At 40.5% G+C, this 18,398-nt stretch carries 14 protein-coding genes; 8 read left to right on the top strand and 6 right to left on the bottom strand.

The genetic code is table 11. The features are described 5' to 3' along the window. Positions 1-14: 14 nt before the first annotated feature. Positions 15-518 carry a PepSY domain-containing protein gene (locus Q4575_RS09350; protein ID WP_303522571.1) on the bottom strand — a complete coding sequence of 168 codons (504 nt, stop codon included), beginning with the start codon at positions 516-518 and terminating at the stop codon, positions 15-17. Positions 519-824: 306 nt separating this feature from the next. On the opposite strand from Q4575_RS09350, the gene Q4575_RS09345 reads away from it, so the two are divergent. Continuing rightward, positions 825-1,331 carry a DUF3087 family protein gene (locus Q4575_RS09345; protein WP_303522569.1) on the top strand — a complete coding sequence of 169 codons (507 nt, stop codon included), beginning with the start codon at positions 825-827 and terminating at the stop codon, positions 1,329-1,331. A 70-nt stretch (positions 1,332-1,401) separates the two neighbouring features. Here Q4575_RS09345 and Q4575_RS09340 read toward each other — a convergent pair whose 3' ends face one another. From Q4575_RS09340 to Q4575_RS09330, 3 genes are all read right to left on the bottom strand, one after another. Next, the gene (locus Q4575_RS09340; protein ID WP_303522567.1) at positions 1,402-1,983 is read right to left on the bottom strand and encodes an HAD family phosphatase; all 582 of its coding nucleotides are present in this window, start codon (positions 1,981-1,983) and stop codon (positions 1,402-1,404) included. A 218-nt stretch (positions 1,984-2,201) separates the two neighbouring features. Then, the gene (locus Q4575_RS09335; protein ID WP_272181615.1) at positions 2,202-3,203 is read right to left on the bottom strand and encodes an AraC family transcriptional regulator ligand-binding domain-containing protein; all 1,002 of its coding nucleotides are present in this window, start codon (positions 3,201-3,203) and stop codon (positions 2,202-2,204) included. Between the two features lie 2 nt (positions 3,204-3,205). Then, a complete protein-coding gene (locus Q4575_RS09330) occupies positions 3,206-4,132 on the bottom strand; it encodes a diguanylate cyclase (RefSeq protein ID WP_215962500.1) in 927 nt (308 codons plus the stop codon). Positions 4,133-4,442: 310 nt separating this feature from the next. On the opposite strand from Q4575_RS09330, the gene Q4575_RS09325 reads away from it, so the two are divergent. The 4 genes from Q4575_RS09325 (at position 4,443) to Q4575_RS09310 (ending at position 11,777) form a co-directional block, all read left to right on the top strand. Further along, complete coding sequence (locus tag Q4575_RS09325; protein WP_303522563.1) at positions 4,443-7,247, top strand: TonB-dependent receptor; 2,805 nt, start codon at positions 4,443-4,445, stop codon at positions 7,245-7,247. A 77-nt stretch (positions 7,248-7,324) separates the two neighbouring features. Beyond that, on the top strand, positions 7,325-8,683 hold the full coding sequence (locus Q4575_RS09320) for a metallophosphoesterase (RefSeq protein WP_215962499.1): 1,359 nt from the start codon (positions 7,325-7,327) through the stop codon (positions 8,681-8,683). 248 nt (positions 8,684-8,931) lie between these two features. Next, a complete protein-coding gene (locus Q4575_RS09315) occupies positions 8,932-10,146 on the top strand; it encodes a glycosyl hydrolase (protein ID WP_303522561.1) in 1,215 nt (404 codons plus the stop codon). Positions 10,147-10,154: 8 nt separating this feature from the next. Next, positions 10,155-11,777: a glycoside hydrolase family 43 protein gene (locus Q4575_RS09310; RefSeq protein WP_303522559.1), complete on the top strand. Its 1,623-nt coding sequence runs from the start codon at positions 10,155-10,157 to the stop codon at positions 11,775-11,777. Positions 11,778-11,980: 203 nt separating this feature from the next. Here the strand turns inward: Q4575_RS09310 and Q4575_RS09305 are convergent, their stop codons facing one another. Continuing rightward, complete coding sequence (locus tag Q4575_RS09305) at positions 11,981-12,541, bottom strand: hypothetical protein (RefSeq protein WP_215962496.1); 561 nt, start codon at positions 12,539-12,541, stop codon at positions 11,981-11,983. Positions 12,542-13,343: 802 nt separating this feature from the next. Between Q4575_RS09305 and Q4575_RS09300 the strand changes: the two genes are divergently transcribed. The 3 genes from Q4575_RS09300 to Q4575_RS09290 all read left to right on the top strand — a co-directional run bounded on the left by Q4575_RS09300 (position 13,344) and on the right by Q4575_RS09290 (position 18,032). After that, positions 13,344-14,822, top strand: a complete 1,479-nt coding sequence (locus Q4575_RS09300; protein WP_215962495.1) for a NarK family nitrate/nitrite MFS transporter — start codon at positions 13,344-13,346, stop codon at positions 14,820-14,822. 83 nt (positions 14,823-14,905) lie between these two features. Then, positions 14,906-16,666 (top strand): bifunctional protein-serine/threonine kinase/phosphatase, encoded by a 1,761-nt coding sequence (locus Q4575_RS09295; RefSeq protein WP_303522556.1) that lies wholly within the window; start codon positions 14,906-14,908, stop codon positions 16,664-16,666. Positions 16,667-16,802: 136 nt separating this feature from the next. Further along, positions 16,803-18,032, top strand: coding sequence for a sensor domain-containing diguanylate cyclase (locus Q4575_RS09290; protein WP_303522554.1), 1,230 nt, complete (start codon positions 16,803-16,805; stop codon positions 18,030-18,032). Between the two features lie 74 nt (positions 18,033-18,106). On the opposite strand, the gene Q4575_RS09285 is transcribed toward Q4575_RS09290, so the two are convergent. Further along, entirely contained in the window at positions 18,107-18,367 is a 261-nt protein-coding gene (locus Q4575_RS09285) for an accessory factor UbiK family protein (protein ID WP_303522552.1), read from the bottom strand. Positions 18,368-18,398: the final 31 nt, after the last annotated feature.

Genomic DNA, 18,398 nt, shown 5'->3' with positions numbered 1-18,398 from the left:
GTCGTATCAGAGCATTAGCTTATGGCGACTAAGATAGCAGCCAGTACCGCCCCAGCAATACTGAATTTTACACCGGTTTTAAATGTCTTACTTTTTGGGATAAACATCCAAAATGAAGATACCGAAAAAAACAATAACGACGCACCAAAGAAAATATTTAACCAATACACCGGTGAATTTGTTGTAGCTTTGTGCAAGTGAGTCAACTTATCTAACACAACTGGCAGTTGGTAACGGGTGTAGCTTACGTCGCCAGTCGTTTTATTATATGACCCATCTTGGAAATAAATAAATTGCTCGTCTTCAGAGTCTGCTTTAAATCGTTTGATTTTTAAGGACTGGCCTAATCCCGATTGGTCAAGATTTGTCGCAAGTGATTGTTCCACAGCACTCGATATTTTAAAGACATGGGTATCTCTATAAATTAGCACAATCCCACTGAGTGCATAGATGGTCATAATTCCCGCTAAAAAAAAGCCTAAATAACGATGCAATATGCGCATGGAGATTAATTTCATTTGGAACCTATCCTATTAGAGTCGATTAAAAAGAGTCGATAAAGCAGCAGGGAAAAACGATTATTGCGCACAGTAATAAATATTTAGCTCATATTCAAGAAACTTGTTTTTCGCGTATTTACAATAATCGATTTTTAATCAGCGCGTTGTCATGTTGCCTGATTTTATTCGTTTTCTAGGGCTCTAAACATAGAGCTTATAAGAATGTGACGCCTTACGCCTTTTACAATTAGACGTGACCCCAAAGGTTTGCGTACAATGCCGCCATTACCTATCCAGATTAACTTTCAAAAAAGTGTGTAACAAATGAAACTGCTAACGATAGACAAACAAACTTACCGTAAACACCTTAATGTCGTCATCGCGATTTGCGTTGTGAGTTTGGCCGTCTTGTCATTACTTATTTCGCAATCGGCTATCTATTTTTTCACCGACCGAGAAGGCAGCCATTTTTGGCTAAATGTAATGGGGGTAGCGGTTGCTATGATGCTCATAGGTACGGCCCTCAAGAAAGTTAATCAACATGCGTATATGCGTGAGGTGTACTATGTTTGGAAGCTTAAACAACAAATTAATTATATCTACCGAAAAAGCAGAAAAATTGACGCAGCGGTTGCTGAGAACAATGTTGATGCCATCACAGTGATGAACTTTTATTACAAGGCCTGCGAGCAACTTTACACGTTAGATGACAATACAATAACCATAAATTCACTAACTAAAAAATCAAATGAACTGCAGGACAAAATCGAATCGCTCAATCTCAAAGTTTCCGTTGAAGACTATCAACAGTCGCTATTAGATAAATTCTAGCAGCGATGTCACTCGATTAGTTAAATCGATAATCGCTACTTAGCAGTCGGCAAATTTGTATTTTAGGTGATTACATTATCTTGCCGTTTTCGACTAATATACAAGCCATGCCAGCAGCTGTGGCAGCCTGTTTACCAATGATAGTGTCTTCAAATACAACACACTTTTCCGGTGGTACACCGATAAGTTTTGCTGCCGTAAGAAAGGTTTCTGGATGTGGCTTACCGTTGGTAACATCGTTAGCCGTAACGAGTGCACCTAAATGTTCAAGTAATCCATGTTTTGCTAAAAGTTCTTCAGCGTGGGAGCGTTCTGCACCAGTCCCTACAGCGATTTTTTTCGAGTCTAAATAGTGATGGAACACTGCGGCGGTGGAGGCTATAAGCGTTGGAGAATGATCCATTGCGTTCCAAACGTCACGTTTGTATTTAGCGACGACAAGTGAATCATGATTTAAGCCAAATTTTTCATTTAAAATATGCACGGTTTGTTTAGTCGGAACGCCACCTAATCCATGCATGTAATCTAGATCAAAGTCATATCCAAATTTGTCACAGACTTTATGCCAAGCCTCTAAATGTGATCCCATTGAATCAACTAAAGTGCCATCCATATCAAATATTATTGCGTCAAATTTTGCTAAATCAATCATTTAAGGGCCTTACTGCTCTGCCATTTTTACTAAAAGGAGTTAACTCGTTAAAAGGTAAAGTAACACTATATCTAGCTAAGCTTAAGTTTTAATGAAGTCATTAAGCACAAGGCTAAGGCGCGTAGTTAGATTTATTTAGCACTATGAGGGCTACCGTTTTTGAAAGCCCACTAAAATCGTATTCCCATTTGAGTTGCCTAGAACCCAAATGATCTTATCTAGGTGCCTTTAATTTCCTTCGGGGTGTAACCGGTCCAACGTTTAAATGCGCGTCGAAAGTTAGTTACGTCACTATAATTTAAATGTTTTGCGACGGTTTCGTTATTATTGTTGCAGATTACAAGTTCGAATACAGCTTGTTGTTTATTTACGTTGTCGTGAATGTGTTGAAAACGTAACTTCGCCGTGCTTAACCGTCGTTTTAAGGTGGCGGGACTCATATCTAAGCGTTTTGCGGCTTGTTCAAAATTAACAATGTGGCCACGGTTAATCGCCATATGTAAAAATTGTTTAATGCCGGTATTTGAATCGCATTGTTGTGTTTGGCGACAAATGACCAATAATCGCTGTCTTGCGAGTTTGCTGGCCTGTTTGTTAAGGACGTTTAGCTCGGCAGATTGAAACACGATGGCATTATGGTGAGCGTTAAACTGCAAGCGATGGCCTAGGTTTTCTTCATATTGATAGATGTTACGCGGGCGACTGTGCTCAAATTGAAACTGAACAATAGGTTGTGCTGCGCTCATTGTTTTACAGCAATGGTAGATGAGTGAGCAAAATACCTCATAAATAAACTGTTGGTTTTCATCGTTATAACTCGTGTTTAGTAAAATATAGTGTTTGTTATCGGCACGCCTTATATGGATAAAAGCCAGAGGAAATATCATTGCTTGATAGAGTATTAAAATTCTAAACAGCCCAGTCAGGGTGCGGCAATTGAGTAGTAACGTGGCAAATTCAGAGTTGTTTACGGATAACAGTCGGCGTCCCAACATAAAACTGAGATCCTGACTCCGCGTATATTTTTGACAGTTATTAATGAGGATATGAAATTGTTGAACGCTAACATTATGGTTGAGCTGTGTCAGGTCTTGAGCAAATATGCCAGTTCCTTTTAACAATTGCTCTATCGTCGCCCCACGACTCATCGACAATTCAACTAGCGTTGAAACCCAAATATGGGTGTGCAAAACTTTGTCGGTGGGCCAACTTACCAACATGATTAGGCAACCCTAGTTCTGTCATGTTTCTGCTGAACCATTCGGTTATTTAGCAGTTCAAATGCGCTTTGGGCAGACTCAAATTCTTTGGTTGAACAATGACTATAAGAAAAGCTCAAATACGTTGCAGCCACAGAAGAGGTTGGCTTAATCGAATAACTTGCAATTGCTTGTTCTAACTGGTGGATCACAGAACCGAGTTGCGACGAGGTGAGATTGGGCAACAGTGCGATAAATCTATCGCCAGCATAACGACATAATAAGTCGGTTGGCCGCAGGTTCATCAAAAAAAGCTCTGACAATTCGCGCAATACTCGGTCAGCTGCTGGGTCTCCGTTAAATTGCACAAAGTCATCAAATTGGTCGATATCTAACATCAGCAATTGAGAGTTAATATTGGTTTTTTTTGCGCTGGTTCGTTCAATCATTCGCTCTATTTGAGCTTTCATAAACTGGCCATTATAAAGCCCAGTTATAAAGTCTATTGATTGATGTTCTCTAAAACTTTGTTCACGTTTTTTTAATTGTTGGTTAATGCTTACTTGTTCTTTATGCCACTGATATAAGCCATACGTTGTTAATAACATGCCTATTGGCGCAGGAACGGATTCGTATGCGGTGATCCACAATTGCTCAGGAGGGTAAAATAAAAACTCATCGAGAAAATCCGCCAGCACAGAAATGTGCATAAAGACCAAACCCACCACTAAATAATTAGTTAGCTGTCCAGCAGGGCGGCTCATCAGTATGACCGTGATCCACATTAACGTGACTGCTGCGATACCACCTTCACCTAATAAATCAGCAAAGTCGTAAGTGGCAACGTCTTTTAATTGGCCAAGACTGAAGGTGGTAACGAAGGTGCAAATAATCATACAGAAAGTAAATATGATCAGCCGATGATGTTGTCCTAATAAATTGAAATTCATTTTTCTAACCAGTTATGTTTTTACAAAGTCTAATTAACTCGGTTTTTATAAACAGGGTCATTTTAGCTCAGGGAGTTTGCAGAAATATGACTAAACATTTTTGATTTGGCTGTATGGCCTTTTAAACAAGGGCGCGAGCGGGGTTAATTTCGCTCATTAACCAGAGAAAACGAATATTTTTGTGACAATAGGAGTCCATCAACGAGTTAAAAATCTTTGCCATCATATTTCTGTCATTTTTCATCAATACAGTGCCGCCCTGCAAATGACTAATAACAAACAACTACTAACAAACAACAGCAAGACTGCAATGAAAAATCTAACAATAAAAGGCAAAGTAATGACAACTCACTTTCTTCGTAAGAAGTTTAAAAAACACGCTATTTCTTTGAGCTGTGCGGCTCTGATCTGTGCGGGTCAGTCGGTCGCAGCCGACATTACAGGGGTTTTGATGTCAGCGGATCAAAACGTAAAATTTGAAGGCGCGTTAGTCGAAATTAAATCACTTAACTTAAAAACGGTGACACAGCGTAATGGCGCATTTAAGTTATCTGGCGTCGAAGATGGCATATACACTCTTGATATTACCTACATTGGTTTTAATTCAGTAAAGCAGACTGTCATTGTCGAAAATCAAGTCGCTAAACCTTTAGTTATTACACTTGGTGAAAGCGATGAGCTTGAAGAAGTTGTTGCCTACGCTCAGCGTTCAAGCCAAATGGATGCTCTAAACAGACAAAAAAACTCTAAGAACCTTAAGTCTGTTGTTTCATCAGAGTCTATTGGTCAATTTGCCGATCAAAATGCCGCGGAAGCATTGCAACGACTACCGGGCATGTTTATTCAACGGGACCAGGGGGAAGGCCGATTTGTGGGGATCCGCGGTATCGATCCTAATCTAAATAACGTAACTATTAACGGCGCTAACATCCCTGCACCGGAAGCCGGTGTGCGAAGTGTGGCAATGGACGTTATCCCAAGCGAGCTGATTGAAGGTTTAGAAGTCAGTAAAACGGTTACTCCTGATATGGATGCCGATGCAATTGGTGGTTCAATTGAAGTTAAAAGTTTAAGCGCTTTTGACCGTAACGGCCGAACGTTCTCAGTAACAGCACAGGCGCGTTATAGTGATTTAACAGAAGAAGTGAGTCCGAAGTTATCTGGAAGTTTCACCGACATCATTCATTTAGACAAAGGCCAACAACTTGGCGTTGCTGCGGCGGTAAGCTGGTTGGAACGCAAATTTGGTTCTCATAATGTCGAAACTGACGGTGGTTGGTTAGAAGATATGGAAATTGAAGACGCGCTTACAGGTGACGATGTTGAAGTATTTGGCGCAGAAGAAATAGAACAGAGATATTACGAAATCACCCGCGAGCGATTAGGCGTTGCCCTAAATTTAGATTTTATCGCTAGCGCAACAAGCCAGTTTTATTTAAGAACCTTGTATAGCGAATTTTCAGATGATGAATTTAGACTTCGCAACGAATACAAATTTAGCGATGGTAAGCTCAACTCCAACACGGCGAATTCGATGTCTGTGGTTGACGCTGAAATGGATCGGGATACAAAAGACCGTTATGAAGTTCAAACTATCCTATCGACTGTACTTGGCGGCGAGCAACAAATAGATACATGGCACTTGGAATACAATGTTGGTTATTCCGTTTCGACAGAAGAAGAACCAAGCCGAATGGACGTTACTTTTGCCGGTGAAGAGTTGGATTTAAGCTATTTAACCTCAGGACCAATTCCAACCTTCCAAGCACCAAATAGCGGCATTGATATGTCGGCGTTTGAAATGGACGAAATTGAAGCGAACGACAATAAGGCCGAAGATTCAGAGTTGTCATTCAAATTTGATATGAGTCACCCAATTTCATTTCTAAACATGAACGGCACGGCCCAATTTGGTTTAAAACATCGTGGTCGTGAGAAAACTAACGACATGAAAGTATCTATATATGATGGTGGTTTTGATGATATTACCGCCGCAGATTTTGAGACAGCTACGCCTTCATGGGGATTAGGTGACTTTGGACCGGGATTAAGCCGAGCTGAGTTACAGCAATTCATGGCGCAAAACCGCAGCGTACTTGAGCTTAATGAAAACGAGTCAAATGTTGCCAGTAAAGGCGAAAGTTATACGTCAGAGGAAACTATCAACGCCTTATACGCGATGTTTGATATGAATTATCAAAATTGGCAGATAATCGCCGGGGTGCGTTTTGAATCTACTCAATTTGCGACAAACGGAAATGTTGTTCGCTTAGATGTGAATGACGATGAAGACACGGAAACGCTAATTGTAAACGGTTGGAACGTCGAAAAAGACTATGACCACTTTTTGCCTAGCGTAAATGTTAGGTACGACCTAAGTGATAATTTGCTAATGCGATTTGCGTATACCAATACCATTAGTCGTCCAAATTTTAGTGATTCTGCGGCATTTCAGTTGATTGAAGTTGAAACCGAAGACGGCGAGTCAGAAGTAATTGCCGAAGTGGGCAATCCGAATCTTGAAGCGTATGAAGCAAGCAACTTTGATTTTTCAGTTGAGTACTACCCAGGTCAGTTAGGGGTTATCTCTGCTGGGCTTTTTCATAAAAACATAGACAACTTTATTGTTAAGCAAGAAGTGCAAGACAATGGCAGTTGGTCTGGATTTGACGAAGTTGTACAGTCAGTCAATGGCGGAAGTGCGAAATTAACGGGTTTAGAATTGGCCTATACCAAAGGGTTTGATTCAGGCTGGTTGTTGTCAGCTAATACCACATTAACCGATGCGAGTGACGACTTACCGAGTCAATCAGATACGATTGCAAATGTATCAGTGGCGTATGAAACAGACAAGTTTAGTACACGTTTAACAGCAAGTTATAAGAGTGAAGCATTTTTATTTGAAGATGCTGACCGTAGAGTATTTGAAGACGAACATCAACAGCTTGAGTTCAGCGCCAAATATTATGTCGACGACAATAGTATCGTTTATTTTAATGCGGTTAATTTAACGGACGAATCTTACTACTTATACCACGGTACACGTAACTACAATTATCAGTATGAAGAGTACGGCCGCTCTTTTGAAATAGGCTTTACATATAACGGCCTTTAATAGATTTTGAGTGACTCATAGTGCAACAGGGATGTTGCACTATTGATTAAAAAGAGCAAAAAAGAGCAAAAAGAAATATGACTACAAAACCACGATTGAATACAAAAAAGAACGCAATAGCAGCCGCGAAACATATTTTATCGATAACCCTATTTGGATTATTTCTAAATGGATGTGCAACTGACAGTACGACGGCTCCCTCTTCAACCCAAGCGGTAAAAAGTAATGATCAAGACATTCATTTTTTGGCGTTTGGTGACGGCGGGTATCATGTTGATTATCCAAAACAAAAACACATATCTAACCCGAAAAACCGACAACAATTTATCGTCTCGGAAATCGAAGATTGGTTGGAGGAAAAACGCCCTTTAGCAGATTTTGATCACGCCCCAATTTATATTTATCCAGGGACTGATATTGCTACTGAGCGGGGTGGCGCCTTGCCTGTGGGCAAAGCGATGGCTAATTATTGTAAAACCAATCGTTGTGATTTTGGCATTCAATTGGGCGACAATATCTATCCAGATGGTGCCGACGCAAATGATGGTAAAGACGATCAACAGCGAATGAATGATCTCATCCTAAAACCATTAGTGCCGTTGTTTGAACAAGTGCCTGATCTAAAAGTGTATTCATCACTGGGTAATCATGACTGGAAGTCGTCGCGTAAAGGTGTCGCGTTACAAACAAAATGGATGGCAAAACAAGACAAATTCCACATGGGTGACAAAGGGTATTATCGTTATACACAAGGCACGCCAGGTAATGAAGTCGAATTTTTTGTGCTTGATACAAATATGTTACTGGCCGGTCAGACGTATTATGAAGTGCCATTAAATGACGACGGCAGCGAAATGCCATTAGCCCAAGCCCTCGAACTCGGTGTTGCCAAGCTAGAAGGCATAGAAGTGCACGAGGGGCCAAAAAATAATGAAGATGTTGAACAGTTATCTTGGCTAGAGAAGGGACTCAAAGAGTCGACAGCAAAATGGAAAATTGTTTACGGACATCATATTTTGTGGTCTTACGGTGGGTCAAAATACGATGAAGGGCATGTATTACGTAAGTTACTGTTACCAAGTTTATGTGAATACGCAGACGCTTATATCGCAGGACATGAGCATGATTTAGAGTTATTAACAGATGACTGTTCTAAGTATCAAAATGCCAAACGACCAAAACTACCTTTGATTATAAGTGGCGCTGCGTCAAAAATGCGGGGGCAGCATTCAACGTTAGCTGCGTTCCAAGAGCGTGCTTACCCAGAAATGGACATCATTTGGGGTAAAGGTTTTATATGGGGATTTGCATCGATTCAGTTAGACAATAATAACGACACGTTAAATGTTAACTTTTTCACAACCCCGCGTGATGGTTCGGGGGATTTAATTGAAGAGCAAAAATTCAAGTTCCAACATCGATCCAAGTCGCTTTAGATAAGAGCCTATCATCAAGCTAAAACTTTTGAGTTAGCTCAACTGTAGTGGTTGGGCTAACTTGATGACCTGTCGATAACACGTTTGCTTCTTGCCTTTAGTGTGGCCCTATATACCTCGAATTTTATGTACATTTCTCTGTCGCGCTTTATTAAGTTAGTTAACGTATTTACGTTAATTGATAGCGCAATTGCATCGATGTTTTTAAGAACATAGTGTGGCAGCTAATATTATTGTGAGGTGGTTTTATGAATGGTGTTCTTTTTCGAATAAGCAGCGTGATTGCTTTGGTTTATGCGGTTTCGATGTTATTGGCTTGTAGTCCAGAGCGTCATTCAAATCATCAATCCAGTGTTTCAGAGCCGCCACAAGACTACCAATTTGTGCCAAGCGCGGATAAAACCTTAATGTTTATTGGTCAGGACAGTGAGTCGATAGCGGATTACATAAAAGATGTTCCTGAAGACAATATAGAGGGGTTAACATTGTACACCCAACTAAAAGCCGCTGATCCTGAAAAAACATTGATGGGGGTCCATAAAACCGATAACTGGTTAGCGGGCGATACCAACTTTAATGAATCACTCGCATTAGTTGACCCGCATGCATCACTTGCAGTGGGGTTATCCTTTGATCATTGTAATAAAGCCGAATCGCAAAATTCCCATGAGCAAAATATTGTAGAGGGTAAGTACGACAAAACAATAAGCCACATGATTAAACACTTTAAGTCGTTGGCACCGCGCAAAATTTACTTACGAATAGGTTACGAATTTGACGGTCCATGGAATTGCTATACCCCAGAGAACTACAAAAAAACATTTCGTAAAATAGCGTCCGTTATTGTGCAACAAAACGCATTGAATATAACGACCGTTTGGCAAACAGCGGCGTGGTCTGACAGCTTTGGCATTGATATTTATGACATTACTCGGGAAAATCATTTTGACGCTTGGTACCCAGGCGATGACGTTGTTGATTGGGTTGGGCTATCGGTTTTCTACCGAGATTTAAAACAGTGGAATTACCAACCTAGGACTACGCCAGTAATTGCTCAGCAAAAGCTAGTTGATTTTGCGCGGACACATAACAAGCCCGTGATGATTGCTGAGTCAGCGCCTCAAGGTTATCGAATTGGCGGCTTAACCAAAAGTGTGATCCAAGAAAACTTACCCGAAGACGTTACGGCTGAAGAGATTTGGCAAGGTTGGTTTAAGCCTTACTTTGACTTTATTGACGAGAATCGCGACGTGATTAAAGCGGCTGCGTATATTAATGCGCATTGGGAAACGCAGGGCATGTGGGTCTGTAAACCTGGTATTGCTGCCGGACAACCCGGGTGCAGTAATGGCCAATGGGGTGATACCCGAGTACAGGCTAATGCATTAATAAAACAGCGATGGTTAGAGAGAATTAACGACGAAACACGCTGGGTCCAAACGAGCCAGTTTGAAGGTAAGTAGGGACAAGTATGACGAAACTAATCTCAAACCCAATCTTAAAAGGGTTTAATCCAGACCCAAGCATTGTCCGCGTAGATGATGACTATTACATTGTCACGTCTACATTTGAATGGTTCCCCGGTTGCCAAATTCATCATTCTAGAGACTTAGTTAATTGGCAACTTATTAACCGGCCACTTGACCGAGTCTCACAACTTGATATGCGCGGTGTACCAGACTCTTGTGGCGTTTGGGCGCCTTGTTTGACTCACCATAATGGCGTGTTTTATCTGGTTTATAGCAATGTTAAAAACTTCAATGGTAATTGGAAAGACACGCCTAACTATTTAGTAACCGCCACAGATATTAATGGGCCGTGGTCTGAACCTTGTTTTCTCAGTTCTAGTGGGTTCGACGCTTCGTTGTTTCATGATGACTATGGCCGTTCGTATTACGTTAATATGCTAGTGGATCACCGCGACGGCAAGTTTTTTGGCGGCGTAATCTTGCAAGAATTTGATACCAAGAAAAATCAACTTGTGGGTAAAATTCACTACATTTTTGACGGTACTGAACACGGTCGCACAGAAGCGCCACACTTATATAAACGCAATGGTTACTATTATTTGATGACCGCTGAAGGTGGCACGAGTTATGAACATTGCATTACCTTGTGCCGGTCAAAAACGATTACTGGTCCATATGAGGTTCATCCCGAAAATCCACTTATTACAGCTAAGTACAGTCCAGACAACTATTTGCAAAAGACCGGGCATGGTGATTTAGTCGAAACCCAAAATGGTGACTGGTATGTAGTGTTTCTTACTGGCCGCCCTTTAACAACTCTAGGGCGTTGTATTACCGGTCGTGAAAGTGCCATTGAAAAGGTTGAATGGCGCGACGATGGCTGGCTTTATTTGGCCTGCGGAGGGCATGAGGCAAGGGCGTTTGTTGAAGCGCCAGAGCTACCTGAGCATGCATTTACGCCATCAAATACGAGAGTTAATTTTGATTCAAATGAGATAGACATTCACTTTCAGTCACTACGTGTGCCCATGACACCGGATTGGGTTAATCAAACCGACCGACCGGGGTTTCTGCGATTATACGGCCGAGACTCTTTAGCCTCTTGTTTTGAACAAAGCATGATTGCCCGGCGAGTCCAAGCACATAGTACGTCAGCTGCAACTTGTATTGAATTTAACCCTGAAAATTTCCAACAAATGGCTGGGCTTACGTGTTACTACAACAGCACTCATCACTATTATTTACATATTTATGGCGATGATTTTGGCCAATACAGTGGCAAAAAATACTTAGCGATAATCAGCGCAGATAATAATGAAATTAGCGAGCCACTGACCAAACCTATTGACGTTTCAGATCTTGAAAAAGTACATCTTAAAGCTGAATATTTTGGCGCACACCTGCAGTTTTATTATGGTATTGATGATGAAGGAAAGGTTAAATGGAGGAAAGTCGGTCCGGTATTGGACGGTAGTATTTTGTCCGATGATTATGTAGAGCATGCTGAGCAATATTTTCACCCCTGCTTTACCGGTGCGTTTTATGGACTTGCTTGCCAAGACTTATCAGGGCAGAAAAATTTTGCTGACTTTGGTTATTTTGATTATCAAGAAGTCGAACCATAACCGGGAGGCGATAAAGTTACAGGGTTACAAGTGGATCGGTGCGCATCAATTTAAAGCGCGGTACAAACTGTAAATAAAAAGGGCAATAATATAATTATTGCCCTTTTTGATTCTGTTCTTTGTTTAATTCCGTTGTTTGTTTAAATCTAGCATGGAACAATTTTGAATCTTATGTTTTTGCCACAACAGATGTAAATTAAGAATTAAAATTGGTAATTTACACCGAAGGCAAGACGGCTATCTGAGAACGTCTCGATTTTTGCAATAAATTTAAGTTTCTCAGAATGTTTATAAATTGCATTGATACCTAATACGGTATCGTCTTCAAGTGCTACGTAAGCTTTGTAGTCGATTTTGTCGTTCAGTGAAGAACTGATCCCTAATTTACCTAGAAGCTCTATACCAGAGTCTGAAACAGAACTGGAATTGCCCATGATAGAGAAATCTACATTATTGTTTACGTAACCCAAACCTAATTGCGCAAACCAATTAAATTGGTTATTTAGCTTGTCGCCAATACCATAAGAAAGACCGATTAACGTATGGCTAAATGAAGTATCACCAACGTCACCAGATAGGTAAACTAACGTTCCTTCGTAATAACCATTTTTGGTGTTTTCAATGTAATTTGGTGCTGCGGTTTCATAGTTTAATGCGATACCTGAATAATCACCCTGGAATGCAACTGTTGCATCTAGTGAACCTTGGTTAGCGTATGCGTTAGAAGCCAAAACTGTTGCGAGAAGTAAAGTCAGTTTTTTCATTAGAAATCCTATTTTTCAATTTTAAATTGTTAATGCTGAAAAGTGTCGAATCAGCCATCGCCATCCAGTCGAAAGCTGGTGCGGCATTTTAACGAATAATTGTGACAACTCCTAACATTAAGGCAACTAATATCAATTTAAAATGTATCCCATTAATTACGTACCAATTATTTTTTAAAACATAGACTTATATAACAGCGGTTGCGCTTTTTCGTTGCATTTGATGCCCCTCTGTCGTCGACAATTACCGTCTAGGTCAATCGATAAAACTAGAGTTTTTTAGCGTTCGCCACTAATCGAAAAAAAAACAGCGCTTTTTTACGCATGTGGACTGCCAATACACATGGTTCAGAGCTCGGTATTAACAATTAAATTTGATTAAATCGGATTACATTTCGTTATGTGTTTAAAGGTTTGTTATACCGAACATTATTGACTTGTCTGTCAAGTTGAGACGTCCTAATTGAACAGTTGAGAGCGAGGCAAACAACAAATTCTTAGATGCTCGTTGATTGTGCGTCTGTGGATCAAAACTGTGCAAACAATGAAGTAAATAGTCTAAACTCATGGGTTAATTTATTTTAACTAACTGTTTTTATAGAATAAAAGTTCATTGGCATTAAAGGTGCAAACAATCCTTTTCAATAACAGTTTTAAAACGAACAGTTACATATTAATACTCTATCGCCAACTAGGTTGTCGGCGTTAAGAGATTAGGCGAAGAGGCCACTGGAAAATGTCAATAAAGTTGATGTTTGCCCGTGGCCTTTTTTTTGGTTAAAAATCATTGGTGGAAATGATAATGGCAACAACTCAAGAATCTCCAAAATTTAATTTATTTAATTTTGACGGCAAAATGAAAGTCTTACATTTAAGTTGGATTGCGTTTTTTATTACATTTGTTGTCTGGTTTAACTTTGCTCCATTGTTACAAGCGGTTAAAGAGTCGCTTGGATTAACAACGTCTGAAATTAAAACGTTACTGATATTAAATGTGGCATTTACAATCCCAGCCCGAGTCATCATAGGAATGTTAACCGACAAATTTGGCCCTCGAATCGTCTACTCCGGATTATTAGCTGTTTGTTCTATTCCGTGTTTTGCTTTTGCGCTAGCTGACACCTTTACTCAAGCGGCGATTGCTCGTTTTGCATTGGGGCTGATTGGAGCCGGGTTTGTTGTTGGTATTCGTTTGGTTTCAGAATGGTTCCCGCATAATGAATTAGGGACAGCTGAAGGGATTTATGGCGGTTGGGGCAACTTTGGCTCAGCGGCCGCGGCGTTCACCTTACCTACTGTAGCAGTTATGTTTGGTGGAGAAGATGGCTGGCGTTATGCCATGGGGATTACCGGACTCATGAGCTTGCTATATTCTGTTATTTTTTATCGCAATGTTACCGATACGCCAAAAGGGGCAACTTACTATCGTCCTAAAAATGTTGGCGCGATGGAAATCACGTCAACTGGTGATTTCTTTCTGCTTTTAGTGATGAAGATCCCAATGTACGCTGCGCTGGCATTACTTGCATGGAAATTATCGCCAAATGGCGTAAATATGATTTCAGAATTCGCAGAGATGGCCATATATGCAAGCCTTGTTGCGTTGTATATATTTGATTGTTCTAAAGTTTGGAAAGTGAATAAACAAGTTTTTAAAGAAGAAGTGCCTGAAATTCATCGATATAAATTCAAGCAGGTTGCGGTATTAAATATACTTTACTTTGCTACTTTTGGTTCTGAGCTTGCCGTGATCTCTATGTTGCCGCTGTTTTTCTCAGAAACGTTTGAATTGACTCCAGTGATGGCGGGAATGGTCGCATCTGCTTATGCCTTTATGAATTTAATGTCTCGTCCTGGGGGAGGCTGGTTGTCTGACCGTTTTGGTCGAAAACCGGTATTACTTATTTTAACTGCGGGATTAGCAGTAGGTTATTTTGTTATGGGACTTGTCGACAGCACATGGCCCGTAGCGCTTGCGGTTATAGCTGCCATGGCATGTTCGTTTTTTGTTCAGGCTGGTGAGGGCGCGGTCTTTGCCGCTGTACCATTGATTAAACGTCGTATGACTGGCCAGATTGCCGGTATGACAGGGGCTTACGGTAACGTAGGGGCAGTGGTTTATCTTACTGTACTATCATTAGTTGATTACTCTACTTTCTTCTTTGTTATCGCCGGTACCGCACTGGTCGGTTTAATCACCTTATTATTAATGGAAGAGCCTCAGGGCCACATTGCCGAAGTACAAGAAGATGGTACGGTTGAACTTATCTCGGTTGGTTAGTAAATATTTACTAACCTCTATGTAATTGAATTAAGTAATGCGTTTCTTATTATATGAGAAACGCGTTTTAATTGGGGAAAAACGTGTCAGTTGAAAATGTTAAGAAGCCATCTACTCAAGCGCTTGATGTTGCTTTTGGCGGGTTTTCTGACAAAGGAGTTAAATCTGAAAACCAAGACGCGTTTGCGGCTCAGCAACCTGAGATGTCGACTCGAAAGAACAAGGGAAGTGTTGTCTGTATCGCCGATGGTGTCAGTTGCAGTGACAACGCAAAAGAAGCGAGCCAGCTTAGTGTCACAACCTTTATCAGTGATTATTATTCAACTCCCGACTCCTGGACGGTAAAAGAATCCGTCGCTCGAGTTCTATCATCCCTGAACTCTTGGTTATTTCATCACGGTAAACAAGCTGACTACCGTCAAAACCAGCTAGTGACGACATTCAGCGGCGTGATTTTTAAGTCAAACACTGCGAATATATTTCATATTGGTGATAGCCGTGTGTATTTGTATCGTGACGGCGCTATCCAACTTTTAACAAAAGATCATTCCCAATTCACCTCCAAAGACAACAGTTTTCTCACACGAGCGCTTGGCATGGACAGCCATTTAGAAGTGGATTTCTGCCAACATGAATTGCAGCTTGGAGACCGTTTTGTGTTCACTACAGATGGCGTACATGAGTCGTTATCAAGTGTGCAGATGAAATCGTTACTCGCAACAACAACACTATCTTTAGAACAAATAGCACAAGACATGTGCTTGCTGGCTAAAAACCAAGGGAGTGTCGACAATCTAAGTTGTTTTATTGCCGAAATTAAGCAATTACCCACGCAAGATATCCATGAAGTCTCCCGTGAACTAACGGCATTAAAAATACCGCCTGTATTGTCTAAAGGGGCAAAGTTAGACGATTTTTTAATAGAGCAGGTTCTGCATAGCGGTACTCGAAGCCACGTCTATTTAGCAAAACATTTACCAACCGATAATGAGTTTGTTTTAAAGTTCCCAACTGAAAATTACAGTGACGACTTAAATTATTTAGAGGGCTTTATTCGGGAACAGTGGATAGGCAGTCGTATTAACAGTCGTGGAGTAATGAAAATTTACCCTCGAAATGAGATGCAGAGCAGTAGCCCTTTTTTATACCATGTTTGTGAATACGCAAAAGGCAAAACACTGCGGCAGTGGATGTATGACAATCCACAACCGAGTTTGACGTTAGTCCGAGAGATAACTGCTGAGATTATGGCGGCAATTCGAGTATTGCAGCGACACAGTATGGTACATAGAGATCTCAAGCCTGAAAACATCATCATAAACGACAATAACAAAGTTAAGATCATTGACTTTGGCACGGTACAAGTTGCAGGGCTTGAGGAGATCCGATCGCCATTTAACAATGATGAACTGGTCGGTGCGGTAGGTTATATCGCTCCGGAGTATTTGTTAGGCCAAAAAGGAGTTCATCGCTCAGACATATTTTCACTCGGTATTATGGTTTATGAAATGTTGACCGGTGAGTTGCCATACAAAAAGCCATTTATACAGAAGAATGAAGTTAATAATTTGGACTTTTGGCGATACCGTAGTATTCAAAAACACCGACAAGACATTCCAGTTTGGATTGATTTGGCGCTTCAAAAAGCAACCCAACCTAATATTACGCATCGATATCAAGCGATGTCTGAATTCTTACAAGATATTAAAACGCCTAACTCACAGATGTTGAGTCGTTTAGACGCAGCTCCCCTGTTGGAAAGAAACCCTATGGCATTTTGGAAATCACTCTCTATTGCGTTATTGGTGGTATTAGCGGTTCAAAATATTTATTATTTTTCATAATGCTATTTTCATCATAGGGTTAAACATTTAGACTTGGATAAAGTAGCTGACTTTTGTATTTATATTAGATACTGAACTAAACTAAATACTGCGCCCTAATTAAAGGCATTTAAATTATGGAAAATGTAATAGCGATATGCACATAGACGATCGCGAATTTATTTTACACACCAGTGAAATTGTCGCCTGCCTTACCAAATGCCAAAACACCAAAGAACTTCTTGAAAGGGTTCATGCTATTCTGCGGAAAATCACTTATGCGGAAAATTTCTGTGTAGTGCTGTTAGGTGACGACGGTTATCTGCGATTTCCCTATGTTGCGGATACTGAAAACAGAGTCGACCTACAAAGCTTAGATCACCTGACAGTCGATGATATTCATTCGAATCTAATTTTTTATGCGCTCACAAGCAATATCGTGTGCAACTATTCAAAAGAAATGATTGAGCACCTTCAAGCTGAATCCTTAGTTAAGGTTGAGTCTAAGATACCAGAACAATGGCTTAGTTTTCCGTTGGTTGCAGACGAACACTCATTAGGCGCGATAATTCTGCAAACCTATGACCCGGATATAACGTATTCGGACCATGATATAGAGTTGCTGGTTATGATTAGCCACGTGATTTCAAATTCGTTGAATGTTTTTTCATATCAAGAGCAGTTGTTTTACGCCAACAAATCACTGAAAGCGTACCAATCGAATCTTGAAAATTTGATTGAAATAAAAACTGAAACGCTAGAGCAAAAAACGTTAAACCTCGAAATGGAAGTGACTGAACGCAAAAAATTGCAAAAAGAGCTTGAGTTAAACGTTTTAGACCTAGAGCAGGAAATCATAAAAAATAAAGAGTTGGGTAATAAGTTAGAGCATCAGGCAACTCACGATTATCTGACTGACTTAGCCAACCGGCAGTATTTAAACGGATATTTAGCCCGGTGTGGGGCAAAAATGGCCCGGGGCAAGTTTACGATTTATTTGTTATTTATCGACTTGGACGGTTTTAAGCACATCAACGACAATTATGGTCACGCAGCTGGCGACGCCGTGTTGATTGAAGTGAGCAATAGACTGACTAAGTTAATGCGGGGTTATGACATAGTTGCGCGTATTGGTGGTGATGAATTTGTTGTGGTCTTAGAACTGGTAGACAGCGATGAATTGGTCGAAAACATAGGTGAGCGAATTATCACTGAAATCAGCCGTGATTATATGTTCGAAGACCAAAAACTCACAATAGGTGCAAGTATTGGAGTCGCCCGTGCCGAAACAAAAGAGCAACTAGATATGGTTATTCTAAACGCAGATCACGCTATGTATGCCGCTAAATCTGAAGGAAAAGGTAGGGTGTGTTGGCATCGAGAGTAATTTAGGCCGTCCTCTACGTCACGTCTAAGTTAACTTTCTTATTAACCGCGCCGTGACGTAAAATTAACTCACGGTTACTCTGCCGGAGTATCAGCAAATTGTTGTTTAATTTGTTCAAATTCTTTTTCAAGTAAATCCAATTTTTGACGCGTTCGAGCCAATACTTGAGTTTGCACATCAAACTCTTCGCGGCTAACGACGTCAAGCTGACTCAGCTTTGCCTGCAATACCGTTTTAATCTTTTCTTCGACATTATCGGCTAATGTTTTTACGCCTGGTGGAATTACATTGGTGATCTGCTCAGCGATTTGCTCAATTTTTTTTGCGTCTAACATAGTCGGGTCCTTAATCATTAAGTTGGCTATT

The sequence above is a fragment of the Psychrosphaera sp. 1_MG-2023 genome (assembly GCF_030548245.1).
In the GTDB taxonomy this organism is placed as follows: Bacteria; Pseudomonadota; Gammaproteobacteria; order Enterobacterales; family Alteromonadaceae; genus Psychrosphaera; species Psychrosphaera algicola.
The sequence above is the reverse complement of the archived record's forward strand: the minus strand, read 5'-3'. Positions and strand labels throughout refer to the sequence as shown.

Bases quoted from the DNA above. Each gene is read 5' to 3' on its own strand.
- Q4575_RS09350 (WP_303522571.1), bottom strand. From the start codon at position 518: ATGAAATTAATCTCCATGCGCATATTGCATCGTTATTTAGGCTTTTTT.
- Q4575_RS09345 (WP_303522569.1), top strand. From the start codon at position 825: ATGAAACTGCTAACGATAGACAAACAAACTTACCGTAAACACCTTAAT.
- Q4575_RS09340 (WP_303522567.1), bottom strand. From the start codon at position 1,983: ATGATTGATTTAGCAAAATTTGACGCAATAATATTTGATATGGATGGC.
- Q4575_RS09335 (WP_272181615.1), bottom strand. From the start codon at position 3,203: ATGTTGGTAAGTTGGCCCACCGACAAAGTTTTGCACACCCATATTTGG.
- Q4575_RS09330 (WP_215962500.1), bottom strand. From the start codon at position 4,132: ATGAATTTCAATTTATTAGGACAACATCATCGGCTGATCATATTTACT.
- Q4575_RS09325 (WP_303522563.1), top strand. From the start codon at position 4,443: ATGAAAAATCTAACAATAAAAGGCAAAGTAATGACAACTCACTTTCTT.
- Q4575_RS09320 (WP_215962499.1), top strand. From the start codon at position 7,325: ATGACTACAAAACCACGATTGAATACAAAAAAGAACGCAATAGCAGCC.
- Q4575_RS09315 (WP_303522561.1), top strand. From the start codon at position 8,932: ATGAATGGTGTTCTTTTTCGAATAAGCAGCGTGATTGCTTTGGTTTAT.
- Q4575_RS09310 (WP_303522559.1), top strand. From the start codon at position 10,155: ATGACGAAACTAATCTCAAACCCAATCTTAAAAGGGTTTAATCCAGAC.
- Q4575_RS09305 (WP_215962496.1), bottom strand. From the start codon at position 12,541: ATGAAAAAACTGACTTTACTTCTCGCAACAGTTTTGGCTTCTAACGCA.
- Q4575_RS09300 (WP_215962495.1), top strand. From the start codon at position 13,344: ATGGCAACAACTCAAGAATCTCCAAAATTTAATTTATTTAATTTTGAC.
- Q4575_RS09290 (WP_303522554.1), top strand. From the start codon at position 16,803: ATGCACATAGACGATCGCGAATTTATTTTACACACCAGTGAAATTGTC.
- Q4575_RS09285 (WP_303522552.1), bottom strand. From the start codon at position 18,367: ATGTTAGACGCAAAAAAAATTGAGCAAATCGCTGAGCAGATCACCAAT.